General features: G+C 73.5%; 16 protein-coding genes, 1 tRNA gene and 1 pseudogene. 10 read left to right on the plus strand and 8 right to left on the minus strand.

What is annotated here, in order from left to right:
- Positions 1 to 106: 106 nt before the first annotated feature.
- Both GWI24_RS13430 and GWI24_RS13435 read left to right on the plus strand, forming a co-directional pair.
- Complete coding sequence (locus tag GWI24_RS13430) at positions 107 to 616, plus strand: Clp protease N-terminal domain-containing protein (RefSeq protein ID WP_210946184.1); 510 nt, start codon at positions 107 to 109, stop codon at positions 614 to 616.
- Between the two features lie 49 nt (positions 617 to 665).
- Positions 666 to 1655: a DMT family transporter gene (locus GWI24_RS13435; protein WP_210946185.1), complete on the plus strand. Its 990-nt coding sequence runs from the start codon at positions 666 to 668 to the stop codon at positions 1653 to 1655.
- Positions 1656 to 1719: 64 nt separating this feature from the next.
- Here GWI24_RS13435 and GWI24_RS13440 read toward each other — a convergent pair whose 3' ends face one another.
- A complete protein-coding gene (locus GWI24_RS13440) occupies positions 1720 to 2421 on the minus strand; it encodes a pyridoxamine 5'-phosphate oxidase family protein (protein WP_210946186.1) in 702 nt (233 codons plus the stop codon).
- Between the two features lie 36 nt (positions 2422 to 2457).
- On the opposite strand from GWI24_RS13440, the gene GWI24_RS13445 reads away from it, so the two are divergent.
- On the plus strand, positions 2458 to 3786 hold the full coding sequence (locus GWI24_RS13445; RefSeq protein WP_210946187.1) for an aminotransferase class I/II-fold pyridoxal phosphate-dependent enzyme: 1329 nt from the start codon (positions 2458 to 2460) through the stop codon (positions 3784 to 3786).
- A 187-nt stretch (positions 3787 to 3973) separates the two neighbouring features.
- Here the strand turns inward: GWI24_RS13445 and GWI24_RS13450 are convergent, their stop codons facing one another.
- Positions 3974 to 4981 (minus strand): DMT family transporter, encoded by a 1008-nt coding sequence (locus GWI24_RS13450; protein WP_210946188.1) that lies wholly within the window; start codon positions 4979 to 4981, stop codon positions 3974 to 3976.
- Positions 4982 to 5054: 73 nt separating this feature from the next.
- Here GWI24_RS13450 and GWI24_RS13455 point away from each other — a divergent pair, with 73 nt between their 5' ends.
- Positions 5055 to 5960: a LysR family transcriptional regulator gene (locus GWI24_RS13455; protein ID WP_210946189.1), complete on the plus strand. Its 906-nt coding sequence runs from the start codon at positions 5055 to 5057 to the stop codon at positions 5958 to 5960.
- 49 nt (positions 5961 to 6009) lie between these two features.
- Here the strand turns inward: GWI24_RS13455 and GWI24_RS13460 are convergent, their stop codons facing one another.
- Positions 6010 to 6477, minus strand: a complete 468-nt coding sequence (locus GWI24_RS13460) for a pyridoxamine 5'-phosphate oxidase family protein (protein WP_164431632.1) — start codon at positions 6475 to 6477, stop codon at positions 6010 to 6012.
- A 56-nt stretch (positions 6478 to 6533) separates the two neighbouring features.
- Between GWI24_RS13460 and GWI24_RS13465 the strand changes: the two genes are divergently transcribed.
- Positions 6534 to 7286, plus strand: coding sequence for a cysteine hydrolase family protein (locus GWI24_RS13465; protein WP_247616302.1), 753 nt, complete (start codon positions 6534 to 6536; stop codon positions 7284 to 7286).
- Here GWI24_RS13465 and GWI24_RS13470 read toward each other — a convergent pair.
- Positions 7252 to 7770 (minus strand): Rieske (2Fe-2S) protein, encoded by a 519-nt coding sequence (locus tag GWI24_RS13470; protein WP_210946190.1) that lies wholly within the window; start codon positions 7768 to 7770, stop codon positions 7252 to 7254. The genes GWI24_RS13465 and GWI24_RS13470 overlap by 35 nt on opposite strands.
- A gap of 144 nt (positions 7771 to 7914) precedes the next feature.
- Here GWI24_RS13470 and GWI24_RS13475 point away from each other — a divergent pair, with 144 nt between their 5' ends.
- Complete coding sequence (locus GWI24_RS13475) at positions 7915 to 9534, plus strand: ATP-binding cassette domain-containing protein (RefSeq protein ID WP_210946191.1); 1620 nt, start codon at positions 7915 to 7917, stop codon at positions 9532 to 9534.
- 50 nt (positions 9535 to 9584) lie between these two features.
- Here the strand turns inward: GWI24_RS13475 and GWI24_RS13480 are convergent, their stop codons facing one another.
- Positions 9585 to 10799 (minus strand): PP2C family protein-serine/threonine phosphatase, encoded by a 1215-nt coding sequence (locus tag GWI24_RS13480; RefSeq protein WP_308343636.1) that lies wholly within the window; start codon positions 10797 to 10799, stop codon positions 9585 to 9587.
- Positions 10800 to 10924: 125 nt separating this feature from the next.
- Here GWI24_RS13480 and GWI24_RS13485 point away from each other — a divergent pair, with 125 nt between their 5' ends.
- Entirely contained in the window at positions 10925 to 11311 is a 387-nt protein-coding gene (locus GWI24_RS13485; protein ID WP_210946192.1) for a glycoside hydrolase family 15 protein, read from the plus strand.
- Positions 11312 to 11458: 147 nt separating this feature from the next.
- On the opposite strand, the gene GWI24_RS13490 is transcribed toward GWI24_RS13485, so the two are convergent.
- On the minus strand, positions 11459 to 12133 hold the full coding sequence (locus tag GWI24_RS13490; protein WP_210946193.1) for a hypothetical protein: 675 nt from the start codon (positions 12131 to 12133) through the stop codon (positions 11459 to 11461).
- Positions 12134 to 12316: 183 nt separating this feature from the next.
- On the opposite strand from GWI24_RS13490, the gene selA reads away from it, so the two are divergent.
- Complete coding sequence (gene selA / locus GWI24_RS13495) at positions 12317 to 13657, plus strand: L-seryl-tRNA(Sec) selenium transferase (RefSeq protein WP_210946194.1); 1341 nt, start codon at positions 12317 to 12319, stop codon at positions 13655 to 13657.
- 4 nt (positions 13658 to 13661) lie between these two features.
- Positions 13662 to 15461 (plus strand): annotated as a pseudogene (locus tag GWI24_RS13500) (SelB C-terminal domain-containing protein); the annotation flags it as partial.
- Between the two features lie 35 nt (positions 15462 to 15496).
- On the opposite strand, the gene GWI24_RS13505 reads toward GWI24_RS13500, so the two are convergent.
- Positions 15497 to 15589: transfer RNA gene (locus GWI24_RS13505), tRNA-Sec, on the minus strand.
- A 53-nt stretch (positions 15590 to 15642) separates the two neighbouring features.
- On the opposite strand from GWI24_RS13505, the gene selD reads away from it, so the two are divergent.
- Positions 15643 to 16668: a selenide, water dikinase SelD gene (gene selD / locus GWI24_RS13510; RefSeq protein WP_210946195.1), complete on the plus strand. Its 1026-nt coding sequence runs from the start codon at positions 15643 to 15645 to the stop codon at positions 16666 to 16668.
- A gap of 13 nt (positions 16669 to 16681) precedes the next feature.
- On the opposite strand, the gene fdh is transcribed toward selD, so the two are convergent.
- Positions 16682 to 19939, minus strand: coding sequence for a formate dehydrogenase (fdh, locus tag GWI24_RS13515; protein WP_210946196.1), 3258 nt, complete (start codon positions 19937 to 19939; stop codon positions 16682 to 16684).
- Positions 19940 to 19963: the final 24 nt, after the last annotated feature.

The following is a 19963-nucleotide window of genomic DNA, read 5'->3' on the forward strand; positions in this document are numbered from 1 at the left end:
TCCTCCCCGAGAAGGAGAACCGGTCGTCCACGCACAACCACGGCGGGATGCGCACATGCTTCCCGGCGAGGATGCTCCGGCCTCAAGGGACTGATGGGGTGAGAGTGTGCGAAGTCCTACCCTTTCCGCCGGCCCGGACGACACCGGATGCGAGGACCGGGTGAGCGACGTGGTGGCCGCCGTGATCGCGGGAGCCCGCCGGCGCGCCGTACGCGACGGTGACGCGCAGATCGACACCGCCCATCTGCTGCACGGCCTCCTGGAGTCCGACCCGGACGTACGGGACGCGTTTCCCGGCGGCTCGCCCCAGGTGATCCGACTGCTGGGGTATCTGGTGCAGCGCGCGATCGGCTACGGGCTGCGGTGGAGCGGCAGCGTCGAGGGCTCGGGGGCGGCGCCATTGGCGGGGAGCGGGATGGCCGGATGGTCGCCCGCCGCGGCGGGCGCCCTCGATACGGCGGTCCGCCGCGCCGCCTCCCGTGGCGCGTCCTGTGCCGACGGCCTCGATCTGCTCGCCGCGTTCGTCCGTGACCGGGAGTGTCGTGCCATGGAGGTGCTGCGGCGCGCGGGTGTCGCCGTCGCGCCACTGGTCACCGCGTTGGAGGGGGAAGTCTGACAGCAGTCACAGGGGTGACGGTGCTGACGCGAGCTGACATGATGGCCCGGTGCGCGTATCCGGAGATCACTCACAGCAAAGGAATGCCGGCCTGGGGCTCGCCCTGCTGTCGGCGTTCGCGTTCGGCGGATCGGGCGTCGCCGCCAAACCGCTGATCGAGGCGGGGCTCGCGCCGCTCGAGGTCACCTGGCTGCGGGTGACGGGCGCGGCCCTGGTCCTGCTGCCCCTGGCCTGGCGGCATCGCGGGCTGCTGACCCGCCGCCCCGGACTGCTGTTGGGGTTCGGTCTGCTGGCCGTCGTGGGGGTGCAGGCGTGCTACTTCGCGGCGCTCTCCCGCATCCCCGTCGGCGTGGCGCTGCTCATCGAATACTTCGCACCCGCGCTGGTGCTGGGGTGGGTGCGGTTCGTCCAGCGCCGGCCGGTGAGCCGTGCCGCGGCGCTCGGGGTCGTCCTGGCCGTCGGCGGGCTCACCTGCGTGGTGGAGGTCTGGTCCGGGCTGAGCCTCAACCCCCTCGGAGTGCTGCTCGCCTTCGGCGCGGCGTTCTGTCAGGTGGGCTACTTCGTCCTCTCCGACCACGGCAGCGACGGCCAGGATCCGGCGGATCCGCTCGGTGTCATCGCCTACGGACTGTTGATCGGGGCCATGGCGCTGACCGTGGTCAGCCGCCCCTGGGGCATGGACTGGACGGTCCTCACCGGGCGCGCCGATCTGGCGGGCGCCCGTGTGCCCGCGCCGGCGCTGCTCGCCTGGATCGTGCTGGTGGCGACGGTGTTCGCGTATCTCACCGGGGTGGTGTCGGTACGTCGGCTCTCACCGCAGGTGGCCGGGGTGGTGGCCTGTCTGGAGGCGGTCATCGCGACCGTTCTGGCGTGGGTGCTGCTGGATGAGCACCTGGGCGTGGCGCAGGTCGTCGGCGGTGTGGTGGTGCTGACCGGCGCCCTGATCGCCCAGACCTCCACCCCGAAGGCCGCCGCGGCCGAGCCGGTGGCGGCCTCGGCGCCGGTGGAGGGGGAGCGCGAGTTCACGGCGGGAGGATGACCGGCCCCGCCGCCCTGCGTGCGACGACATGAACGAAGCCCCGGAGGGCGGCGGGGCGGCCCGGTCAGAGCCGGGTGAGGTAGCCGGGCACCGGCGTGTCGGACGCGAGGTCGTCGGCGGGGACCGGCGCGCCGTACGCGCGGGCGACCGGCACCACGCCGCTCCAGTGGGGGAGCTCCAGGTCCTCGTCGTCGTCGCTGGGCCCACCGGTGCGGACCTTCGCGGAGACCTCTTCGAGGTCGAGGCGGAGCACGGCGGTGGCGGCCAGCTCCTTGGCGTTGGCGGGGCGGGAGTCGGCGGCCCGGCCCGGCACCACATGGTCCACCAGGGCGTCCAGGGCCGCGGTGCGCTCGGCCGGATCTGTCACCGGGCGGGCGGTGCCGTGCACCACCACCGAGCGGTAGTTGATGGAGTGATGGAATGCCGAACGGGCCAGGACCAGCCCGTCGACATGGGTGACGGTGAGACACACCGGCAGCCCCGGCTCCTCGGCGCCCGACCCGCCCGCCATGCGCAGCGGCCGCGCCCCCGTCGAGCCATGGACGTACAGCCGCTCCCCGACCCGGCCGTAGAGGGTCGGCAGGACGACGGGGGCGCCCTCGCGTATGAAGCCCAGATGGCAGACGTAGCCCTCGTCGAGGATCGCGTGCACCACCTCCCGGTCGTACGAGGCGCGCTCGCGGGAGCGGGTGGGCACGGTGCGGTCGGTCGGCGGGTAGGCGTTGTCGGGCGCGTTGGTCGCGGCGGTGGCGTCCGGGGCGGGCATTTGCGTCCTCCATTGCACTAGTGCAAAATAGCGTTTGTGCTAGGAGAATATCCGATCGCAGGTCGTCGCGCAGCCGAGATCGCGGCCAGTGTGGAGCGCGCGGTCGGCGCCGGTGAGCTGCCGCCGGGCCAACTGCTGCCGCCCCTACGGGAGTTGGCCCAGAAGCTGGGCGTGAATCCCAATACGGTCGCGGCCGCCTATCGTGTGCTGCGCGAACGGGGTGTGATCGAGACGGCGGGGCGCCGGGGCAGCCGGGTGCGCTCCCGTCCGTCCAGCACGCCCCGCGAGTGGATCGGCGTCGACGCCGCCGGTGCGCGTGATCTGTCGAGCGGTAACCCCGACCCCGCGCTGCTGCCCCCGCTCGGCGCGCCGCTGGCGGCGGCCGCGGCGCGCGCGGCGGACCGCCCCACGCTGTACGGCGCGCCGGACGTCGTCCCCGAGGTGGCCGAGCTCGCCCGGGCCGCCCTCGACGCGGACGGGGTGCCGCCCGGGCCGGTCGCCGTCACCTCCGGCTCGCTCGACGCGATCGAGCGGGTGCTGGCCGCGCATCTGCGGCCAGGTGACGCGGTCGCCGTCGAGGACCCCGGCTGGGGCAGTCTGCTCGATCTGATCCCGGCGCTCGGTCTGCGCGCCGTACCCGTAGGGGTCGACGACGACGGACCGCTGCCCGAGCGGGTGGAGCACGCGCTGGCACAGGGCGCGCGGGCGCTGGTGGTCACCGACCGGGCGCAGAACCCGACGGGCGCGGCGGTGAGCGCGACATGCGCACGTGAGCTGCGGGGCGTGCTCGCCGCCCACCCCGATGTGCTGCTGATCGAGGACGACCACGGGCACGGCATCGTGGACGTCCCGCTGCGCCCCCTGGCCGGGGGCACCGACCACTGGGCGCTGGTCCGCTCCACCGCCAAGGCGTACGGCCCCGATCTGCGGCTCGCCGTGCTCACCGGCGACGCCGTCACCCTGGACCGGGTGCGCGGCCGTCAGCGGCTGGGCCCGGGCTGGGTCAGCCATCTGCTGCAGGACGCGGTCGCCTGGCTGTGGCGGACGGGCGCGGTCGGCCCGGCGGCGGTGGCGGCGTCGTACGACACGCGGCGCGCGGCGCTGGTTCGGGCGCTGCGCGAGCGGGGGATCGCCGCGCACGGGCGCAGCGGGATGAATGTGTGGGTGCCGGTCCCGGACGAGACCGGCGCGGTCGCCCGGCTGCTGGCGGCGGGCTGGGCCGTGGCCCCCGGGGCTCGCTTCCGCGTGGCCTCGCCACCGGGGGTGCGGCTGACGGTCTCGCCGCTGGCCGCCGACGAGATCGGGACGGTCGCCGACGCGGTGGCCGCGGCGGTGGGGGCGACGGTATCGGGTCGGCTGGACTAGGGTCCTTCTGACAGGTCTCCGCGGCGTCGCGGCGCCCTGCACGCACTCTCGGCGCACCGCGCGAAACCCCAAGTAGCTCCGCTACGAGGGCTTCCCCGCGGCACGCCGAGAGCACGCTCCCCCGGCTACCGCTGGGAGGTGCCCCCTGACGCCGCTCCTTCTTCCACGGAGATGCGCCAGAAGGACCCTAGGAGCCTGTGCGATGGACCCGTATGGCTCGGATGCGTCCGCCGGACGGGGCCCGGGACGCGCCGGAGCGCCGCTGGGTCAGGGCCGCGCCGATGAGGACGATCACGGCTCCCACCGGCGTGTTCCAGGTGAGGTGCTCCCCGAGGATCGCCACGCCCGCGGTGGTGGCGATCACCGGGACGAAGTACGTGACCATCATCGCCGTCGTCGGGCCGACCTCGTCGACGAGCCCGTACTGGACCAGGAACGCCACCCCGGTGCCCAGCGCGCCCAAGGCGAGCACGGAGAGCAGGGGCAGAACCGGGAAGGTGGTGGGCGTCGGTTCGAACGCCGGTGCCACGAGGGCGAGTTGCACCGTGCCGAGCAGCAGCTGCCCGCCGGACATCGACAGATGGGAGTGACCGGTGTCGCTCAGCGTGCGCCGGACGTACTGCCAGCCGACCGCGTAGCTGGCCGAGGCGATCAGCGCCAGCGCCGTGCCCAGCGGATCCTGGCCGGAGAAGCCCTGCCAGGCGCCCAGCACGATCAACACGCCGATGAAGCCGAGCCCGAGACCCGCGACACGCTGACGGGTCGGCCGGTCGTCGGAGACCACGACCACCGCGAGCAGCATCCCCCACAGCGGCGAGGCGGCGTTGCAGATCCCGGCCAGGGTGGAGGGGATGGTCAGCTCGGCGTAGGCGAACAGCGAGAACGGCAGCGCGTTCAGGAAGAACGCGGCCACCGCCAGATGGCCCCAGACCCGCGCCCCGCGCGGCAGCCGCTCCCGCTTCACCACCAGCGTCACCAGCAGCACGGCGGTGCCGAACAGCATCCGCCCGAGCGTGACGTACAAGGGGGCGAACGCCTCATTGCCCACCTTGATGAAGAGAAAGCTGAAACCCCAGACCAGGGAGAGCGCGCCGAAGCGGATGCGCCAGTCGAGGAGCGGTCGGCGGACGGGTTCGGAGGAGGGCTCCGCGGTGGAGGCGGCGGCAGGGGGCGCCGAGGCGGCGGCTGAGGTCATGCCATTACGATGTGGGTTGCAACCTCTTAGAACAAGCGAGAATTCGTTCGCGATATCGCGTAGTATTTCTTACATGAACCTGGATCGTCTCCGCACGCTGCACGCCGTGGCCCGCCACGGATCCGTGAGCGGGGCGGCCGAGGGGCTGCATGTCACCACCTCCGCCGTCTCGCAGCAACTCGCCAAGCTCGAGCGGGAGACCGGTCAGCAACTGCTCGCCAAGAACGGGCGCGGGATCCGGCTCACCGATGCCGGGCGGCTGCTCTCCGACCATGCGGCGCGCATCCTCTCCCAGGTGGAGCTGGCCCAGGCGGATCTGGAGGCGCAGCGTGGCCACGCCGTCGGCGAGCTGCTGCTGGGCGCGTTCCCGACCGCCGTCCGCGGGCTCTTCCCGGACGCGCTGAGCCGGCTGCGCACCGAGCATCCGCAGCTGAGCGTGCGGCTGCAGGAGATGGAGCCCGATGAGTCGGTGCCCTCGGTGGTGCGCGGCGACATCGATCTGGCCGTGGTCCTGGACTGGTACAACAAACCGCTGCCGATGCCCGGCGGGCTGGTGAAGGCCGCCCTGCTGGACGACCCGGTGGATGTGGCGATGCCCGCGGACCACCCCCTCGCCGACCGGCACGCGGTCGAGCCGGAGGACTTCGTGGACGACGAGTGGATCTCCTGGCCCAAGGGCGGGTTCTGCTACGACTGGCTGATGGTGACCCTGCGCGGCAAGGGTATCGAGCCGAGGATCCGGCACACCGCGCATGAGCACCACACCCAGCTGTCGCTGATCGCCGCCGGGCTGGGCATCGCCGTGGTGCCCCGGCTGGGCCGCGGCCCGGTGCCCGAGGGGGTGCGGATGGTGCCCGTCAGCCAGCCCACGATGCGGCGGCACATCTACGCGATCTGGCGCGCCGACGCCGACCGCAGGCCCTCGATCCGGGCCGCGGTCGAGGTGCTGCGGTCGGTCGGCGAGAAGATCATCGACTGATCACCGGCCGGCCAGGGAGCCCGGCCCGGGTCCCGTCCCCTGGCGTGTCTCAGCCCTGCGGCATCTTGCGGAAGTCCCAGGAGCGGATCGCCTCGGGGACCAGGCGCAGCCAGGCGTGGCGCCCGTCGTGCGGCATGGCGTCCAGGCCGAAGTACTTCGCCGCGAACATCCGCTCCGGCGTGTCGAGTTCGGGGCACGACACGCCGGTGCGCGGCTCCTCGCCGACGGGGACCGCCTCGCCGGAGAGCTCCACCCCGCGCAGTTCGCCGTAGTCATGCCCGTCGTCGACCACCACCGCGATCCGCGGATCGCGGCGCAACTCGGCCCAGCGGCGGCTGCGGGTCAGGGAGTACAGCCACAGGGCGGTGCCGTCCCAGCAGAACCACAGCGGGCTGATGTGCGGCCGCCCGTCCGCGGACACGGTCGCCACCCGGCAGGTGCGCTGCTCGGCGAGGAAGGCGTCCAGCTCGTCCTGGCTCATCATGATGCGGCGTCCCCGCCGCTGGGTGACGGTCATCCGACCTGTACCTCCCGGTAACCCGTTGTGCGGCACAGGATGATGGCTCTTCCTTGATGACGCAAGGGACGCTACTCTCCCGCGCCGTGACCCCGAGCCCCCACGAAGACGCCGCGCCCCCGCGCGAAGACACCGCGCCCCCGCGCCCCCGCGAAGACCTCGTGGAACTGCTCCGGCCGGAAGGCTGCGCCCTGCTCACCGTCGAATGCCAGCGCGGTGTGGTGGGGCCGGACAGCGCGCTGCCCGAACTGGCCGCCGTGGCCCAGGAGTCCGGAGCGCTCGGGCGTGTCGCCCAGTTGGTGGCGGCCGCCCACGACACGGGCGTCCAGGTGCTGCACGCGGTGGCCGAGCGGCGCGCCGACGGACGCGGCGCGAGCCGCAACGCACCGCTGTTCCGGGCCGTCGAGCGGCTCCCGGTCCGGCAGCTCACCGGAAGCGCGGCGATGGAGATCGCCGAACCGGTTCCGGTGGCGGCCGAGGACCTGGTCGTACGGCGGCTGCACGGTCTCTCGCCGATCGCCGGGACCGAGGTGGACGCGCTGCTGCGCAATCTCGGCTGCCGCACGCTGGTCATCACCGGCGTGTCGGCCAATGTGGCGATCCCGGCCGCCGTCTTCGACGCCGTCAACCTCGGCTATGCGGTCGTGGTGCCCGAGGACGCGATCGCCGGGGTGCCCGCCTCGTACACCCCGGCGATGGTCCGTCACACCCTCGCCCTCGCGGCCGCCGTCACCACGGCCGACGAGGTGGCCGCCTGCTGGCGGCGGACGGCCGTCACGCCATCCAGATCGAACTTCCCTGCACCTTGATCTGCGCGCCGGGCAGCGGCTTCTTCGCCGGGCCGCCCTTCACACTGCCGTCGGTGATGTCGAACTTGCTCTGGTGGCAGGGGCAGTTGATGGTGCCGCCGCTCACATCGCCGACCGAGCAGCCCTGGTGCGTACAGATCGACGAGAACGCCTTGAAATCACCCGCCTTGGGCTGGGTCACCACGACCTTGTGGTCCTTGAAGACCATGCCGCCGCCCTCGGGGATCTGGGAGGTCTTGGCGAGTTCCATGCCGTCCCCGCCGCCCGACTGGCCGCCCTCCGCGCTCTGTGACGCGCTCTGTGACGCGCTCTGCGACGGCTGCGAGCCCCCGGCGTCCTGCGCGCTGTCCGCGCTGCCGCCGCCCGAACCGCCGTCGTCGTCCTTGCCGCATGCGGCAAGCGTGGCGGCCAGCCCGGCCGCTCCGGCCGCGGTGACGACGGCACGGCGGGTGGTGCCCTGCCCGGGGATTGCCGACTGCGTCATGGTGGTGCCTCCTGCTCGGGGGACGTTTCACCGTTCCATACGGACGGCGGGGCCGCCGCGTTCAGCCGCCCCCGGGCATCATCGCGCCGCGGACCGGAAAATCGCTTTGCCGACCGCCCGGCCGAGCCATGAGAATGCCGGTCCATGGGACATCTGGAGGCCGCGCACCTCGCCTACTTCCTGCCCGACGGACGGCTGCTGCTCGGCGATGTGTCGTTCCGCGTCGCCGAGGGCACGGTGGCCGCCCTGGTCGGGCCCAACGGGGCGGGCAAGACCACGCTGCTGCGGCTGGTCTCCGGCGAGGTGGAGCCGCACGGCGGCACGGTCATGGTGAGCGGCTCCGTGGCGGTGATGCCGCAGTTCATCGGCTCGGTGCGCGATGAGCGGACGGTGCGCGACCTGCTGGTGTCGGTGGCCCAGCCCCGGATCCGCGAGGCCGCCCGCGCGGTGGACGAGGCCGAGCTGGCGATCATGGAGCGGGACGACGAGGCCGCCCAGCTGGCCTACGCCCAGAGCCTGAGCGACTGGGCCGAGGCGCGCGGCTACGAGGCCGAGACGGTGTGGGACATGTGCACCACCGCGGCGCTCGGAGTGCCGTACGAACGGGCCCAGTGGCGCGAGGTGCGCACGCTCAGCGGCGGCGAGCAGAAGCGACTGGTGCTGGAGGCGCTGCTGCGCGGGCCCGACGATGTGCTGCTGCTGGACGAGCCGGACAACTACCTGGATGTGCCGGGCAAGCGGTGGCTGGAGGAACGGCTGCGCGAGACCCGTAAGACCGTGCTGTTCATCAGCCACGACCGGGAGCTGCTGGCCCGTGCGGCCGCCCGGATCGTCAGCGTCGAGCCGAGCCCGGCGGGCAGCGATGTGTGGGTGCACGGCGGCGGCTTCGCCACCTATCACGACGCCCGCGAGGAGCGGTTCGAGCGCTTCGAGGAGCTCCGGCGGCGCTGGGACGAGAAGTATGCCCAGCTCAAACGGCTGGTGCTGGACATGCAGCGGTACGCGGCCCGCAGCGACGAGATGGCATCCCGCTACCAGGCCGCCAAGACCCGGCTGCGGAAGTTCGAGGAGGCCGGACCGCCGCCGGAGCCGCCGCGCAAACAGGAGATCACCATGCGGCTCGCGGGCGGACGCACCGGGGTGCGGGCGCTGACCTGCCGGGGGCTGGAGCTCGAGGGGCTGATGCGCCCCTTCGACCTGGAGGTCTTCTACGGCGAGCGGGTGGCCGTACTGGGCTCCAACGGCTCGGGCAAGTCCCACTTCCTGCGGCTCCTGGCGGGGCAGGACGTCGCCCACCGGGGGGAGTGGAAGCTGGGCGCGCGCGTCGTGCCCGGCCACTTCGCCCAGACCCACGCCCATCCGGAGCTCTTCGGGCGCACGCTGGTCGACATCCTGTGGACCGAACACGCCCGGGACCGGGGACGCGCGATGAGCGCGCTACGGCGCTATGAGCTCGACCGCCAGGGCGACCAGACCTTCGACCGGCTCTCGGGCGGTCAGCAGGCCCGGTTCCAGATCCTGCTGCTCGAACTGGCCGGGACGACGGCGCTGCTGCTGGACGAGCCCACGGACAACCTGGACCTGGAGTCGGCCGAGGCGCTCCAGGACGGGCTCGGAGCCTACGAGGGCACGGTGCTCGCGGTCACCCACGACCGCTGGTTCGCGCGGTCCTTCGACCGCTTCCTGGTCTTCGGGTCGGACGGCGTCGTCCGCGAGACGGCGGAGCCGGTCTGGGACGAGCGCCGCGTCGACCGGGTCCGCTAGCCGCGCTGGGACCCGCTGCTGGGACCCGCTGCTGGGTTCCGGACACGGGATCAGCGCTGGGCGGCGTTGGACGGCACCATCCTCTTCAGGTGCTGGACCGGGTGGAGCGCGGGCGAGCGCTGGATGACCACCATGGCGGCGTCATCGCCCAGCCGCCCGCCGACATGGGCCAGCAGATCGCGGCGGATGTGGTGCAGCAGCCCCTCCGGGCCGGAGCCGTACCACTGCGCGATCCGCTGGGCCAGCGGATAGAAGGACCCGTCGGGGGCGCGGGCCTCGACCACCCCGTCCGTGTAGAGCAGTAGTGTGTCGCCGTCCTCGAAGGGCATGGTCTCGGGCGTACCGGGGTCGCCCGAGCTCCTGGGGAGTTCGCACATGCCCAGCGGCGGGCCGGGATTGGCCGGGTGGAGCGTGATCACATGGCCACCGTCGCGCAGCAGCAGGGGCGGCGGATGCCCGCAGTTGGCCATGACTATCACGGCGCCCTCGTCCGGGATGTCCAGCAGCAGGGCGGTGATGAAGTGCTCGCGCAACTCCTCCGCTCCCGGCTGCGGCTGCTCGGCACCGCCGTGCTCGACATTCGCGGTGGCGATGTGCTCGGCCAGGTGCCGGCAGACGCTGCGCTCCAGGACATCGGTGAGCTCCAGCAGGCCGGGGGTCAGGTGGGCGGCCTCCCGGAAGGCGCCCATCAGCACCGACGCGTCACTGATGGAGGTCAGCCCCTTGCCCCGGACATCCCCGATGATCAGCCGGGTGCACTCCTTCACCCGGGTCGCGGCGTACAGGTCCCCGCCGATCTGTGCCTCGTCCTCGGCCGCCAGATACAGCGAGGCGACCCGCAGCGGGCCCAGCCGGTGCGGCAGCGGCCGCAGTACGACCCGCTGAGTGGCCTCGGACACCGACCGCACCCGGGCCAGCTCATGGTGGCGCCGCCGCTGCTCCCGGGCGTAGGCCGCGATGAGCAGCGAGAGCACGGTGAGGGCCGCGATCTGCACCTGGTGGTTGACGTCGAAGCCGCCGCGCAGTGCCGCGATGAGTATCTGGGCGGCCACCGCCAGCGCGCCGATCAGCCCGGTGGTCCGGGGACCTGCGAACGACGGGGTGATGGCCGGGGCGACCACCAGCAGGGGGCCCAAGTGGACATGGGACGGGGCCAGCAGATCGACGACGGTGATCATGACGATCAGCCCGACCGGGATCGCCACCAAGGCGTGCCCGGGTTGCCATGGCGTCATCAGATCTGTCAGCCGTCGGCGAACTCCCACGTCTTCCACTGTGCACCCTCATGGCACGGCACGGCCCGACTTCGGCGACCGCCGTCACACCCAGCCGGTGCCACCGGCCGGGTGCGGCGCGCCCCCGGCGGGCCGTTCCTGCCCATCGTGACCCGGTGGCGGGAGCGCGCGCCCTGCCGCTGCCCGGCTATCCGGGCGGCACCGACCGGGTGGCCAACCGCGCCCGCCGCCAGTTCCAGCCGGCCTCCTTCGGCGAGATCTTGCAGCTGTACGCCGCCGCCGCACGGCTCGACCGGCTCGGCACGAACGCCCGCCGCGCCCTCGACGTGGCCGTGGACGCCGTCGAGCGCAACTGGCCGCGCCCGGACGCGGGGCTGTGGGAGCTGGGAAACCGCGGGTGGAGCCCCTCACGGCTGTGTGCGGTGGCCGGTCTGCGCGCCGCGGCGCGCCCGGTGGGGCCGGGCGGCGCGCGACGGGGACGGCCTCGCCGGCACGGTGCCTCGCCGACACGGTCCTGCGTGAGACCCGCCGTCGCTGTCTGAGCACAGGGGGCCACTGTCGAGCGCACCCGGGCCGCCTATGGTTCGCCGGGGCCGTTCGCCGAGGAGTACGACGTCGGCCGGCACCGGCTGAGGGGCAACCCGCCCAGGCGTTCGCCTACGCGCAACTCCTCGAGGCGGCGGTGCGCCTCAGCGATGACCGGGAAGGGTGAGACCCGGTGGAGGACCGCCCCGGTCCAGTTCCACCGTCGTGGTCACCAGGGTGACGCCGGGCTTCCGGGGCACCGAACCGAACCCGAAGCGCACGGCGGGTTCGACGGGTGCCATCACCCCGAGATCCTCGCCCTCGAAGACCGCCGACACCGCGCCGATCGGCCGCAGATCCCGCGCGCCGTACCACTCGCGGCGACCGGCCCCAGCGCTGCCGCGGGTCCGCACACCGGGCAGCAGCAGACGGGCGGGGACGTCCATCAGCGCGCTCCACGCCGGGCGGCGGGCGAGCGCGCCGGGCACGGCACGCAGCAGAAGCCCCAGCGGCCCGCGTCGGCCCATGGTGAAGCGCAGGTCCAGTGCCCCGGCCGTGATGGTCCAGGTGCCCGCCGCGACGCTCACCCGGACCGGCACGACGCGCACCGCGTCGAAGTGGTAGGCGCGGGCGATGAAGTCCGCCGTCTCCGGCGTGGGAGCCAGCAGCAGCCGTTCACCGTTCACCCGGTCGAGCATCACATCGCTGAACGGCCCGAACGGCGACCGCTCCCAGTGGCCCAGCACGATGCGCGTCCCGGAGGACGTGCCCATGCCCGCGATCCATCCGTCGAAGCGCAGCCGTGCGGGGCGGGTGGCCCTGCCGCGCCGTCGGCTCATCGTCTCGCTCCCGGTGCCTGTGCCACCACGGACGGCGGGTCCCCGCCCGTCGCCCGCGGAAACGGGCCGTGCCGACCGGACGGCGCTCCGTCCGCCGGGCGTGTCGTGACGCCGGTACGCGGCACTGAGAGACGATGGGCGTTCCCCGGGCAGCCACGAGAGCGGGCGGAAGGGAGAGGCCGCATGGACCAGCGGGTCACCACCACGGACGTACGACGGCGGATTCCCCGCACCGACGCCGTCCTGGGTGACCCACGCCTGATCGAGGCGGCACACCGGCTGGGATCCGGGGCGGTGAAGGCAGCGGTGCGGCAGGCTCAGGAGCGGGCGCGGGCCGGTGCCATCGCGCCGGACGGGGTGGCGGACACGGCGGTCGCCCTGCTGCCCCGCACGGCCGGCGGACTGCGGCCCGTCATCAACGCCACCGGAGTGGTGCTGCACACCAACCTCGGCCGGGCGTCGCTGTCGGCGGCGGCCCGGCGGGCGGTGCGGGAGGCCGCGGGGCCCACGGACGTCGAGCTGGATCTGCGCACCGGTGTCCGGGCCCGCCGCGGGCGGACCGCCGTGGCCGCGCTGCGCGAGCGGGTGCCGTCGGCCGCCGCCGCGCACGTCGTCAACAACGGCGCGGCGGCGCTGGTCCTGGTGGCGACCGCGCTCGCCACCGGGAAGGAGATCGTCATCAGCCGCGGCGAGATGGTGGAGATCGGGGACGGCTTCCGCCTGCCGGACCTGCTGGTGTCCACCGGAGCCCGGCTGCGCGAGGTGGGAACGACCAACCGCACGTCCGTCGCCGACTACGCCGCCGCGATCGGCCCCGAGACGGCCTTCGTGCTGAAGGTGCACCCCTCCAACTTCCGCGTCACGGGGTTCACCCGCTCCGCCGAGACCGGGGAACTCGCGGCTCTCGGCGTTCCGGTGGTCGTCGACATCGGCTCCGGGCTGCTCGCGCCCCACCCTCTGCTGCCGGACGAGCCCGACGCCGAGACCCGGCTCCGGGCCGGAGCGTCGCTGGTCACCGCGAGCGGCGACAAGCTGCTCGGCGGGCCGCAGTGCGGACTGCTGCTCGGGGAGGAGGAGCTGGTGCGGACCGTGTCCCGGCATCCGCTCGCCCGTGCGCTGCGCGTGGACAAGCTGACGCTGGCCGCGTTGGAGGCGACGCTGACCGGGCCCGAGACCCCGACCGCCGCGGCACTGGCCGCCGATCCGGCGGGGCTCCGCCACCGTGCCGAGCGGCTCGCCTCCGCCCTGACCGCCGACGGCATCGATGTGCGGGCCGTCGAGAGCGCCGCGTCGGTGGGCGGTGGCGGCGCCCCGGGAGTGACGCTGCCCAGCGCCGCGCTGTCGCTGCCCGAGCGGTACGCCGCGGCCCTGCGGACCGGCCCGGTCCCCGTGGTGGGGCGGCTGGAGGCGGGCCGGTGCCTGCTCGACCTGCGGGCGGTGCCGAGGGAGGACGACGAGCGGCTGGCCGATGCCGTGCGGTCGGTCAGCGATCCGGGCGCCATGGATCCGGCCGCGGAAGGGTAGGGCCATGCGGGTACTGGCCACCGCCGGGCACGTCGACCACGGCAAGTCGGCGCTGGTGCGGGCGCTGACCGGGATGGAGCCCGACCGTTTCGAGGAGGAGCGGCGCCGCGGCCTGACCCTCGACCTCGGGTTCGTCTGGACCCGCCTGGGACCGGACGGAAGCCCGGACGGAGACTCGGCGGACGGAAGCCCGGACGGAGACGGCGGCCCCGGCGGCGAGCACATCGCCTTCGTGGACGTGCCCGGACACGAGCGCTTCGTCGCCACCATGCTGGCCGGTGTGGGGCCCGTGCCCGCCGTTCTGTTCGTGGTGGCCGCGGACCAGGGCTGGCAGCCGCAGTCGCAGGAACACTTGGAGATCCTGGACGCGCTCGGGGTGCGCCACGCCGTGCTCGCGGTGAGCCGCGGTGACCTGGCGGACCCCGAGCCCGTGCGGGCGGACGCCGTCGAGCGCATGGCGGCCACGTCCCTCGGCACCGTGCCGTCGGTCGGGGTGAGCGCGGTGACCGGCGCGGGGCTTGCCGAACTGCGCCGGGAACTGGCCCGGTTGGGCCGCTCGCTGTCCGCTCCGCCCGCCGGTGCGGACGTACGGCTGTGGCTGGACCGCGCCTTCACCGTGCGCGGTCAGGGCACGGTCGTCACCGGCACCCTGGGGGCGGGCACCCTGCGCGCCGGTGACCGGCTGGTGGCGGGGGACGGCAGGACCGCGCTGCGGGTGCGCGGGCTGCAGTGCCTGCGGGAGGACCGGTCCGCGGTCAGCGGCGTGGCGCGGGTGGCGGTCAATGTGCACGGCGCGCCCGACGGCGTGCTGGGCCGGGGCCAGGTGCTGCTGACGCCCGACCGCTGGCTGCTCACCGGCCTGATCGACGTCCGGGTCCGCGGAGCGCCGGTCCGGGACCTGCCCCGGACGCTCACCCTGCACATCGGCACCGCAGCCGTGCCCGTGACCGTCCGCCCGCTGGGCGAGGACACGGCCAGGCTGACCCTGCCCCGCGAGCTGCCGCTGCGGGTGGGCGACCGGGCGGTCCTGCGGGAACCGGGCGGACGGCGCCCGCCGTGCGGAGTGACCGTCCTGGACGTACGGCCGCCCCGGCTGACCCGGCGCGGGGCGGCCCGGGCGAGGGCGGCCGAGCTGGCGGACATGACCGGCGCCCCCGACGGCGCGGCGGACCTGCGGCGGCGCGGGCTCGTCCGCCGCTCGGAGCTGGCGGCCATGGGGCTGCCCGCCCCCACCGCGCCGGTGGCCGGGGACTGGCTGGCCGACGCGGCCCACTGGGCGGCGCTGCGGGACCGTCTGGAGGCCGAGGTCGAACGCCATGCGGCGCGCCACCCGCTGGAGCCCGGCCTGCCCCAGGAGGCGGCCCGGCGCCTGCTGGGCCTGCCCGACCGGGCCCTGGTCGACGCCCTCGCCGAGACCTCGGAGAAGGTGCACAGCGGTCAGGGGCGGCTGTACGGCGGCGCGGACGCCCGGCCCACCCTGCCGCCGCCCGTCCAGGCGGCCGTGGACGATGTGCGGCGAGACCTGCTGCGGGCACCGTTCCGCGCCCCCGAGGCCGACCGGCTGACCGAACTGGGGCTGACGCGCAGGACGGTGGCCGCCGCCGTCGCGGCGGGCGCGCTGCTGCGGGTCGGCGACGGCATCCTGTTGCTTCCGGGCGCGGACGCCCGGGCCGCGGCCGTGCTCCGCGGGCTTCCGCAGCCGTTCACGCTCAGTCAGGCGCGCCGGGCCCTCGACACGACACGCCGGGTGGCCGTACCGCTGCTGGAGTACCTCGATGCCCAGGGGTTCACCGAACGCGTGGACGACCAGCGCCGGCGCTGCCGGGCCGGTACGGAGAGCGGAGGCGGACGGGAATCGAACCCGCCTGCCCGAGATCCTCGGGCACCTCGGTTTTGAAGACCGGGAGGGCCACCAGGCACCCACACGCCTCCCTCGCCCGCTCAAGGCTACCCGCCGCCGACCACCATCGACCGAGAGGACCGGCATGACCACGACCCGCGAAACACCCGTACGGCTCACGCAGTTCGCCCATGGCGGCGGCTGCGCCTGCAAGATTCCGCCCGGTGAACTGGAGGACGTGCTCAGCGGACTGGCCGGGCCGACGACGGCCGCGAGCGACAGCCGGCTGCTCGTCGGGCTGGCCACCGGCGACGACGCCGCCGTGGTCACCCTGCCCGCCCCGGCCGGCGGCCCGGCCCAGGCGGTGGTGTCCACCGCGGACTTCTTCACGCCCGTCGTGGACGACCCGTACGACTGGGGGCGCATCGCCGCGGCCAACGCCCTGTCGGACGTGTACGCGATGGGCGGCCGACCGGTGCTCGCCGTCAATCTCCTGGCCTGGCCGCGCGAAGTGCTGCCGTTCGACCTGGCCCGTGAGGTGCTGCGCGGCGGGCTCGACATCGCCGCCGAGGCGGGCTGCCACGTGGGCGGTGGGCACAGCGTGGACGATCCGGAGCCCAAGTACGGCATGGCCGTCACCGGCCTCGCCGATCCGGCGTGCCTGCTGCGCAACGACGCGGGCCGGCCGGGCGTACCGCTTTCGCTGACCAAGCCCCTCGGCCTGGGAGTGCTGAACAACCGCCACAAGGCCACCGGCGAACGGTTCGAGCAGGCGGTGGCCACGATGGTGGCGCTCAACCGGGACGCGTCGGCCGCGGCCCTGGAGGCCGGTGCCATCTGCGCCACCGACATCACCGGCTTCGGCTTCCTCGGCCATCTGCACAAGCTGGCGCGGGCCTCGGGCGTGACCGCGGTGGTCGACACCGCCGCCGTGCCGTACCTCGACGGGGCGCGGGAGGCGGTCCGGGACGGGTACGTCAGCGGTGGCACCCGGCGGAACCTGGAGTGGGTGGCGCCGTTCACCGACTTCGGGGACACCGACCCCGCCACCAGGCTGCTCCTGGCCGACGCCCAGACCTCCGGCGGGCTGCTCGTGGCGGGCGAGGTGCCCGGAGCGCCGGTGGTGGGAGAACTGATCCCGAAGGGGGAGCACTCCCTGGTCCTGAGGTGAACCCAGTGCCGGCTCAGAGTTCCGTACCGGTACGTTCGTCGATGCCCGCCCGCGTCCGGTAGGCCCGCACCAGCTCCACGGCGGCCGGGCCCCTGGGCCGGCGGCCCGGCCGGATGTCGACGGCGAACGCCTTCGTCTCCTGGATGTGGGTGTTGGGGTCGAGGGACATGTGCAGCAGTTCGTTCGCCGCGTCCCCCGTGCTGTAGCCGTTCGGCCCCCAGTGGTAGGGCAGGCCGATCTGGTGCAGGGTGCGCCCGTGCACGGTCAGGGGCGGTACGCGGTCGGTGACCAGGACCCGCGCCTCGATCACCCCGCGGGCGCTGACGATCGTCGCCCAGCCGGTGTGCTCGAGGCCGCGTTCGGCGGCGAGTCCGGGGGAGAGCTCGCAGAAGAACTCCGGCTGCAGCTCGGCCAGGTAGGGCTGCCAGCGGGACATGCCGCCCGCGGTGTGGTGTTCGGTGAGCCGGTAGGTGGTGGCGACGAACGGGAACACCTCCGAGCCGGGTTCGCCGCCGCGGGGCTGGTAGCGGTTGTCCGGGCGTGACGGCATCAGGTGCCTTACGGGGTTGCGCAATTGGGCGTACAGCAGGTTGGGGAAGGGCGAGTCCTGCGGCTCGTAGTGGGTGGGCAAGGGGCCGTCGGTGAGGCCGGACGGCACGTACAGCCACGCCTTGCCGTCGGCCTGCATGATGAACGGGTCGGTGCCCGACAGTGCCGCGCCCGCCGTCGCGTCCGGCGGGGGCCGGTAGGAGGGCGCCTTGTCGGGCGCGAAGTCGGGCACGTCATGGCCGGACCACCGGGCCCGCTCGGCATCCCACCACACCAGGGCCTTGCGTTCGCTCCACGGCCTGCCGTCGGGGTCGGCCGAGGCGCGGTTGTAGAGGATGCGGCGGTTGGCGGGCCAGGCCCAGGCCCATTCGGCGGCGATCCAGTCCTGCTCGGTGTGCGGTTTGCGGCGGGCGGCCTGGTTGACGCCGTCGGCGTAGACGCCGCAGTAGATCCAGCAGCCGCAGGACGTGGAGCCGTCCCCGGCCAGCTGCTCATAGGACGAGAGCGGGTGGCCCTCGGCGTCGTGGCCGTTGATCTCGGCGAGGACCGCCTCCGCCTCCGGTTCGGCGTGCTCGCCCCTCGTGGGGTAGTCCCAGGTCAGATCGAGCACCGGCCGGTCCATCGGATCGGCCGACCCGGCCAGCTTCGCCCGGATTCTGAGGCCCAGGTGGTACATGAACCACAGGTCGCTGCGCGCCTCGCCGGGCGGTTCGACGGCCTGGTGGTGCCACTGCAGCAGCCGCTGGGTGTTGGTGAAGCTGCCGTTCTTCTCGGTGTGCGCGGCGGCCGGCAGGAAGAACACCTCGGTGGCGATGTCCTCGGTGCGCAGCTCGCCGGTCTCGATCTCCGGGCCGTCCTTCCACCAGGTGGCCGACTCGATGAGGGAGAAGTCCCGGACGACGAGCCAGTCCAGGTTGGCCATGCCCAGCCGCTGCATCTTGGTGTTGGCCGAGCCCACGGCGGGGTTCTCGCCCATGAGGAAGTAGCCCTTGCAGACTCCGTCCAGCTGGGCCATGACCGTCTCGTAGGTGGAGTGGGAGCCGGTCAGCCGCGGCAGGTAGTCGAAGCAGAAGTCGTTCTCCGGCCGCGCGGCCTCGCCCCAGTAGGCCTTGAGCAGGCTGACCAGGTAGGCCCGCATGTTCCCCCAGTGGCCCTTGCGGGCCGCTTCGACCTCCACGAAGGTGTCGAGGTCCTGCATCTGGTGGGCGTGCGGCATCGGGATGTAGCCGGGCAGCAGGTTGAACAGGGTGGGGATGTCCGTCGAGCCCTGGATGGAGGCGTGCCCCCGCAGGGCGAGGATGCCGCCACCGGGCCGGCCGATGTTGCCGAGCAGGCTCTGCAGGACGGAGGCCGCGCGGATGTACTGCACGCCCACCGTGTGCTGGGTCCAGCCGACCGCGTAGGCGAAGGCGGTGGTGCGGTCGCGTCCGGAGTTCTCCGTGACGAGATCGCACACCTGGCGGAAGAGGTCCTGCGGGACGCCGCAGATCTTCTCCACCATCTCGGGCGTGTAGCGGGCGTAGTGCCGCTTGAGGACCTGGAAGACGCAGCGCGGATGGGTGAGCGTCTCGTCCCGCTCGGGCTCGCCCTCGCCGACCTTGGCGCCACCGGCGCCGTGCGCCTCACCGCGCCCGGCCTCGGTCACCGACCGTCCGCCGCCGGTGCGCTTGTCGTACGCCTGGTCCCGCTCGCCGGAGGCCGCCTGCACCTCCATGCCCTCGTACTGCCAGCTCCCGTTGTCGTAGGCGCGGGTTTCGGGGTCGAGGCCGGAGAAGACGCCGTCGAGGTCCTCGGCGTCCCGGAAGTCCTCGCGCAGCACGACGGGGCCGTTGGTGTACGCGACCACGTAGTCGCGGAAGTACGCGTCGTTCCGCAGCACGTGGTTGATGATCCCGCCGAGGAAGGCGATGTCCGAGCCCGCGCGCAGCGGCACGTGCAGGTCGGCCAGCGCGCTGGTGCGGGTGAAGCGCGGGTCGACATGGATCACCTTCGCGCCCCGGGCCTTGGCCTCCATCACCCACTGGAACCCGACCGGATGGCACTCGGCCATGTTCGAGCCCTGGATGACGATGCAGTCGGAGTTCTGGAGGTCCTGCTGGAAGGTGGTCGCGCCGCCGCGGCCGAACGAGGTTCCCAGACCGGGAACGGTGGAGGAGTGTCAAACCCGCGCCTGGTTCTCGATCTGCACGGCTCCCAGGGCGGTGAACAGCTTCTTGATCAGGTAGTTCTCTTCGTTGTCGAGCGTGGCCCCGCCCAGGCTGGCGAAGCCGAGCGTGCGCCGGGTGCGGGTCTCGTCGACCTCCCACTGCCAGCCCGCGCGGCGCGCCTCGATCACCCGGTCGGCGATCATGTCCATGGCCGTGTCGAGGTCCAGGCGCTCCCATGCGGTGCCGTGCGGGCGCCGGTAGAGCACGTGGTGCTCGCGGGCGCCGCCGGTGGTGAGCTGGAGACTGGCCGAGCCCTTGGGGCACAGCCGGCCGCGGGAGACGGGGGAGTCCGGGTCGCCCTCGATCTGGGTGACGCGGTCGTCCTCCACATAGACGTTCTGGCCACAGCCCACCGCGCAGTACGGGCAGACCGACTTCACCACCCGGTCCGCCGAGGCGGTCCGGGGAGTGGGCCGCGCACCGGCGCTCGTGGCGGCGGCCCCGCGGCCCAGCGGGTCCGTCCCCGTGAGCTGGCGGTAGACCGGCCAGGAGGCGATCCATGTGCGTACGCCCATGTCGTCCGCCCCTTCCATGCCCTT

The organism is Streptomyces sp. MK37H, assembly GCF_018035285.1.
Classification (GTDB): domain Bacteria; phylum Actinomycetota; class Actinomycetes; order Streptomycetales; family Streptomycetaceae; genus Streptomyces; species Streptomyces endocoffeicus.

What these genes read in the sequence shown, in the direction of transcription:
- GWI24_RS13440 (WP_210946186.1), bottom strand. Translation starts at nt 2,421, where the DNA reads ATGCCCGCCCCGGACGCCACCGCCGCGACCAACGCGCCCGACAACGCC.
- GWI24_RS13450 (WP_210946188.1), bottom strand. Translation starts at nt 4,981, where the DNA reads ATGACCTCAGCCGCCGCCTCGGCGCCCCCTGCCGCCGCCTCCACCGCG.
- GWI24_RS13455 (WP_210946189.1), top strand. Translation starts at nt 5,055, where the DNA reads ATGAACCTGGATCGTCTCCGCACGCTGCACGCCGTGGCCCGCCACGGA.
- GWI24_RS13460 (WP_164431632.1), bottom strand. Translation starts at nt 6,477, where the DNA reads ATGACCGTCACCCAGCGGCGGGGACGCCGCATCATGATGAGCCAGGAC.
- GWI24_RS13465 (WP_247616302.1), top strand. Translation starts at nt 6,534, where the DNA reads ATGACGCAAGGGACGCTACTCTCCCGCGCCGTGACCCCGAGCCCCCAC.
- GWI24_RS13470 (WP_210946190.1), bottom strand. Translation starts at nt 7,770, where the DNA reads ATGACGCAGTCGGCAATCCCCGGGCAGGGCACCACCCGCCGTGCCGTC.
- GWI24_RS13475 (WP_210946191.1), top strand. Translation starts at nt 7,915, where the DNA reads ATGGGACATCTGGAGGCCGCGCACCTCGCCTACTTCCTGCCCGACGGA.
- GWI24_RS13490 (WP_210946193.1), bottom strand. Translation starts at nt 12,133, where the DNA reads ATGAGCCGACGGCGCGGCAGGGCCACCCGCCCCGCACGGCTGCGCTTC.
- selA (WP_210946194.1), top strand. Translation starts at nt 12,317, where the DNA reads ATGGACCAGCGGGTCACCACCACGGACGTACGACGGCGGATTCCCCGC.
- selD (WP_210946195.1), top strand. Translation starts at nt 15,643, where the DNA reads ATGACCACGACCCGCGAAACACCCGTACGGCTCACGCAGTTCGCCCAT.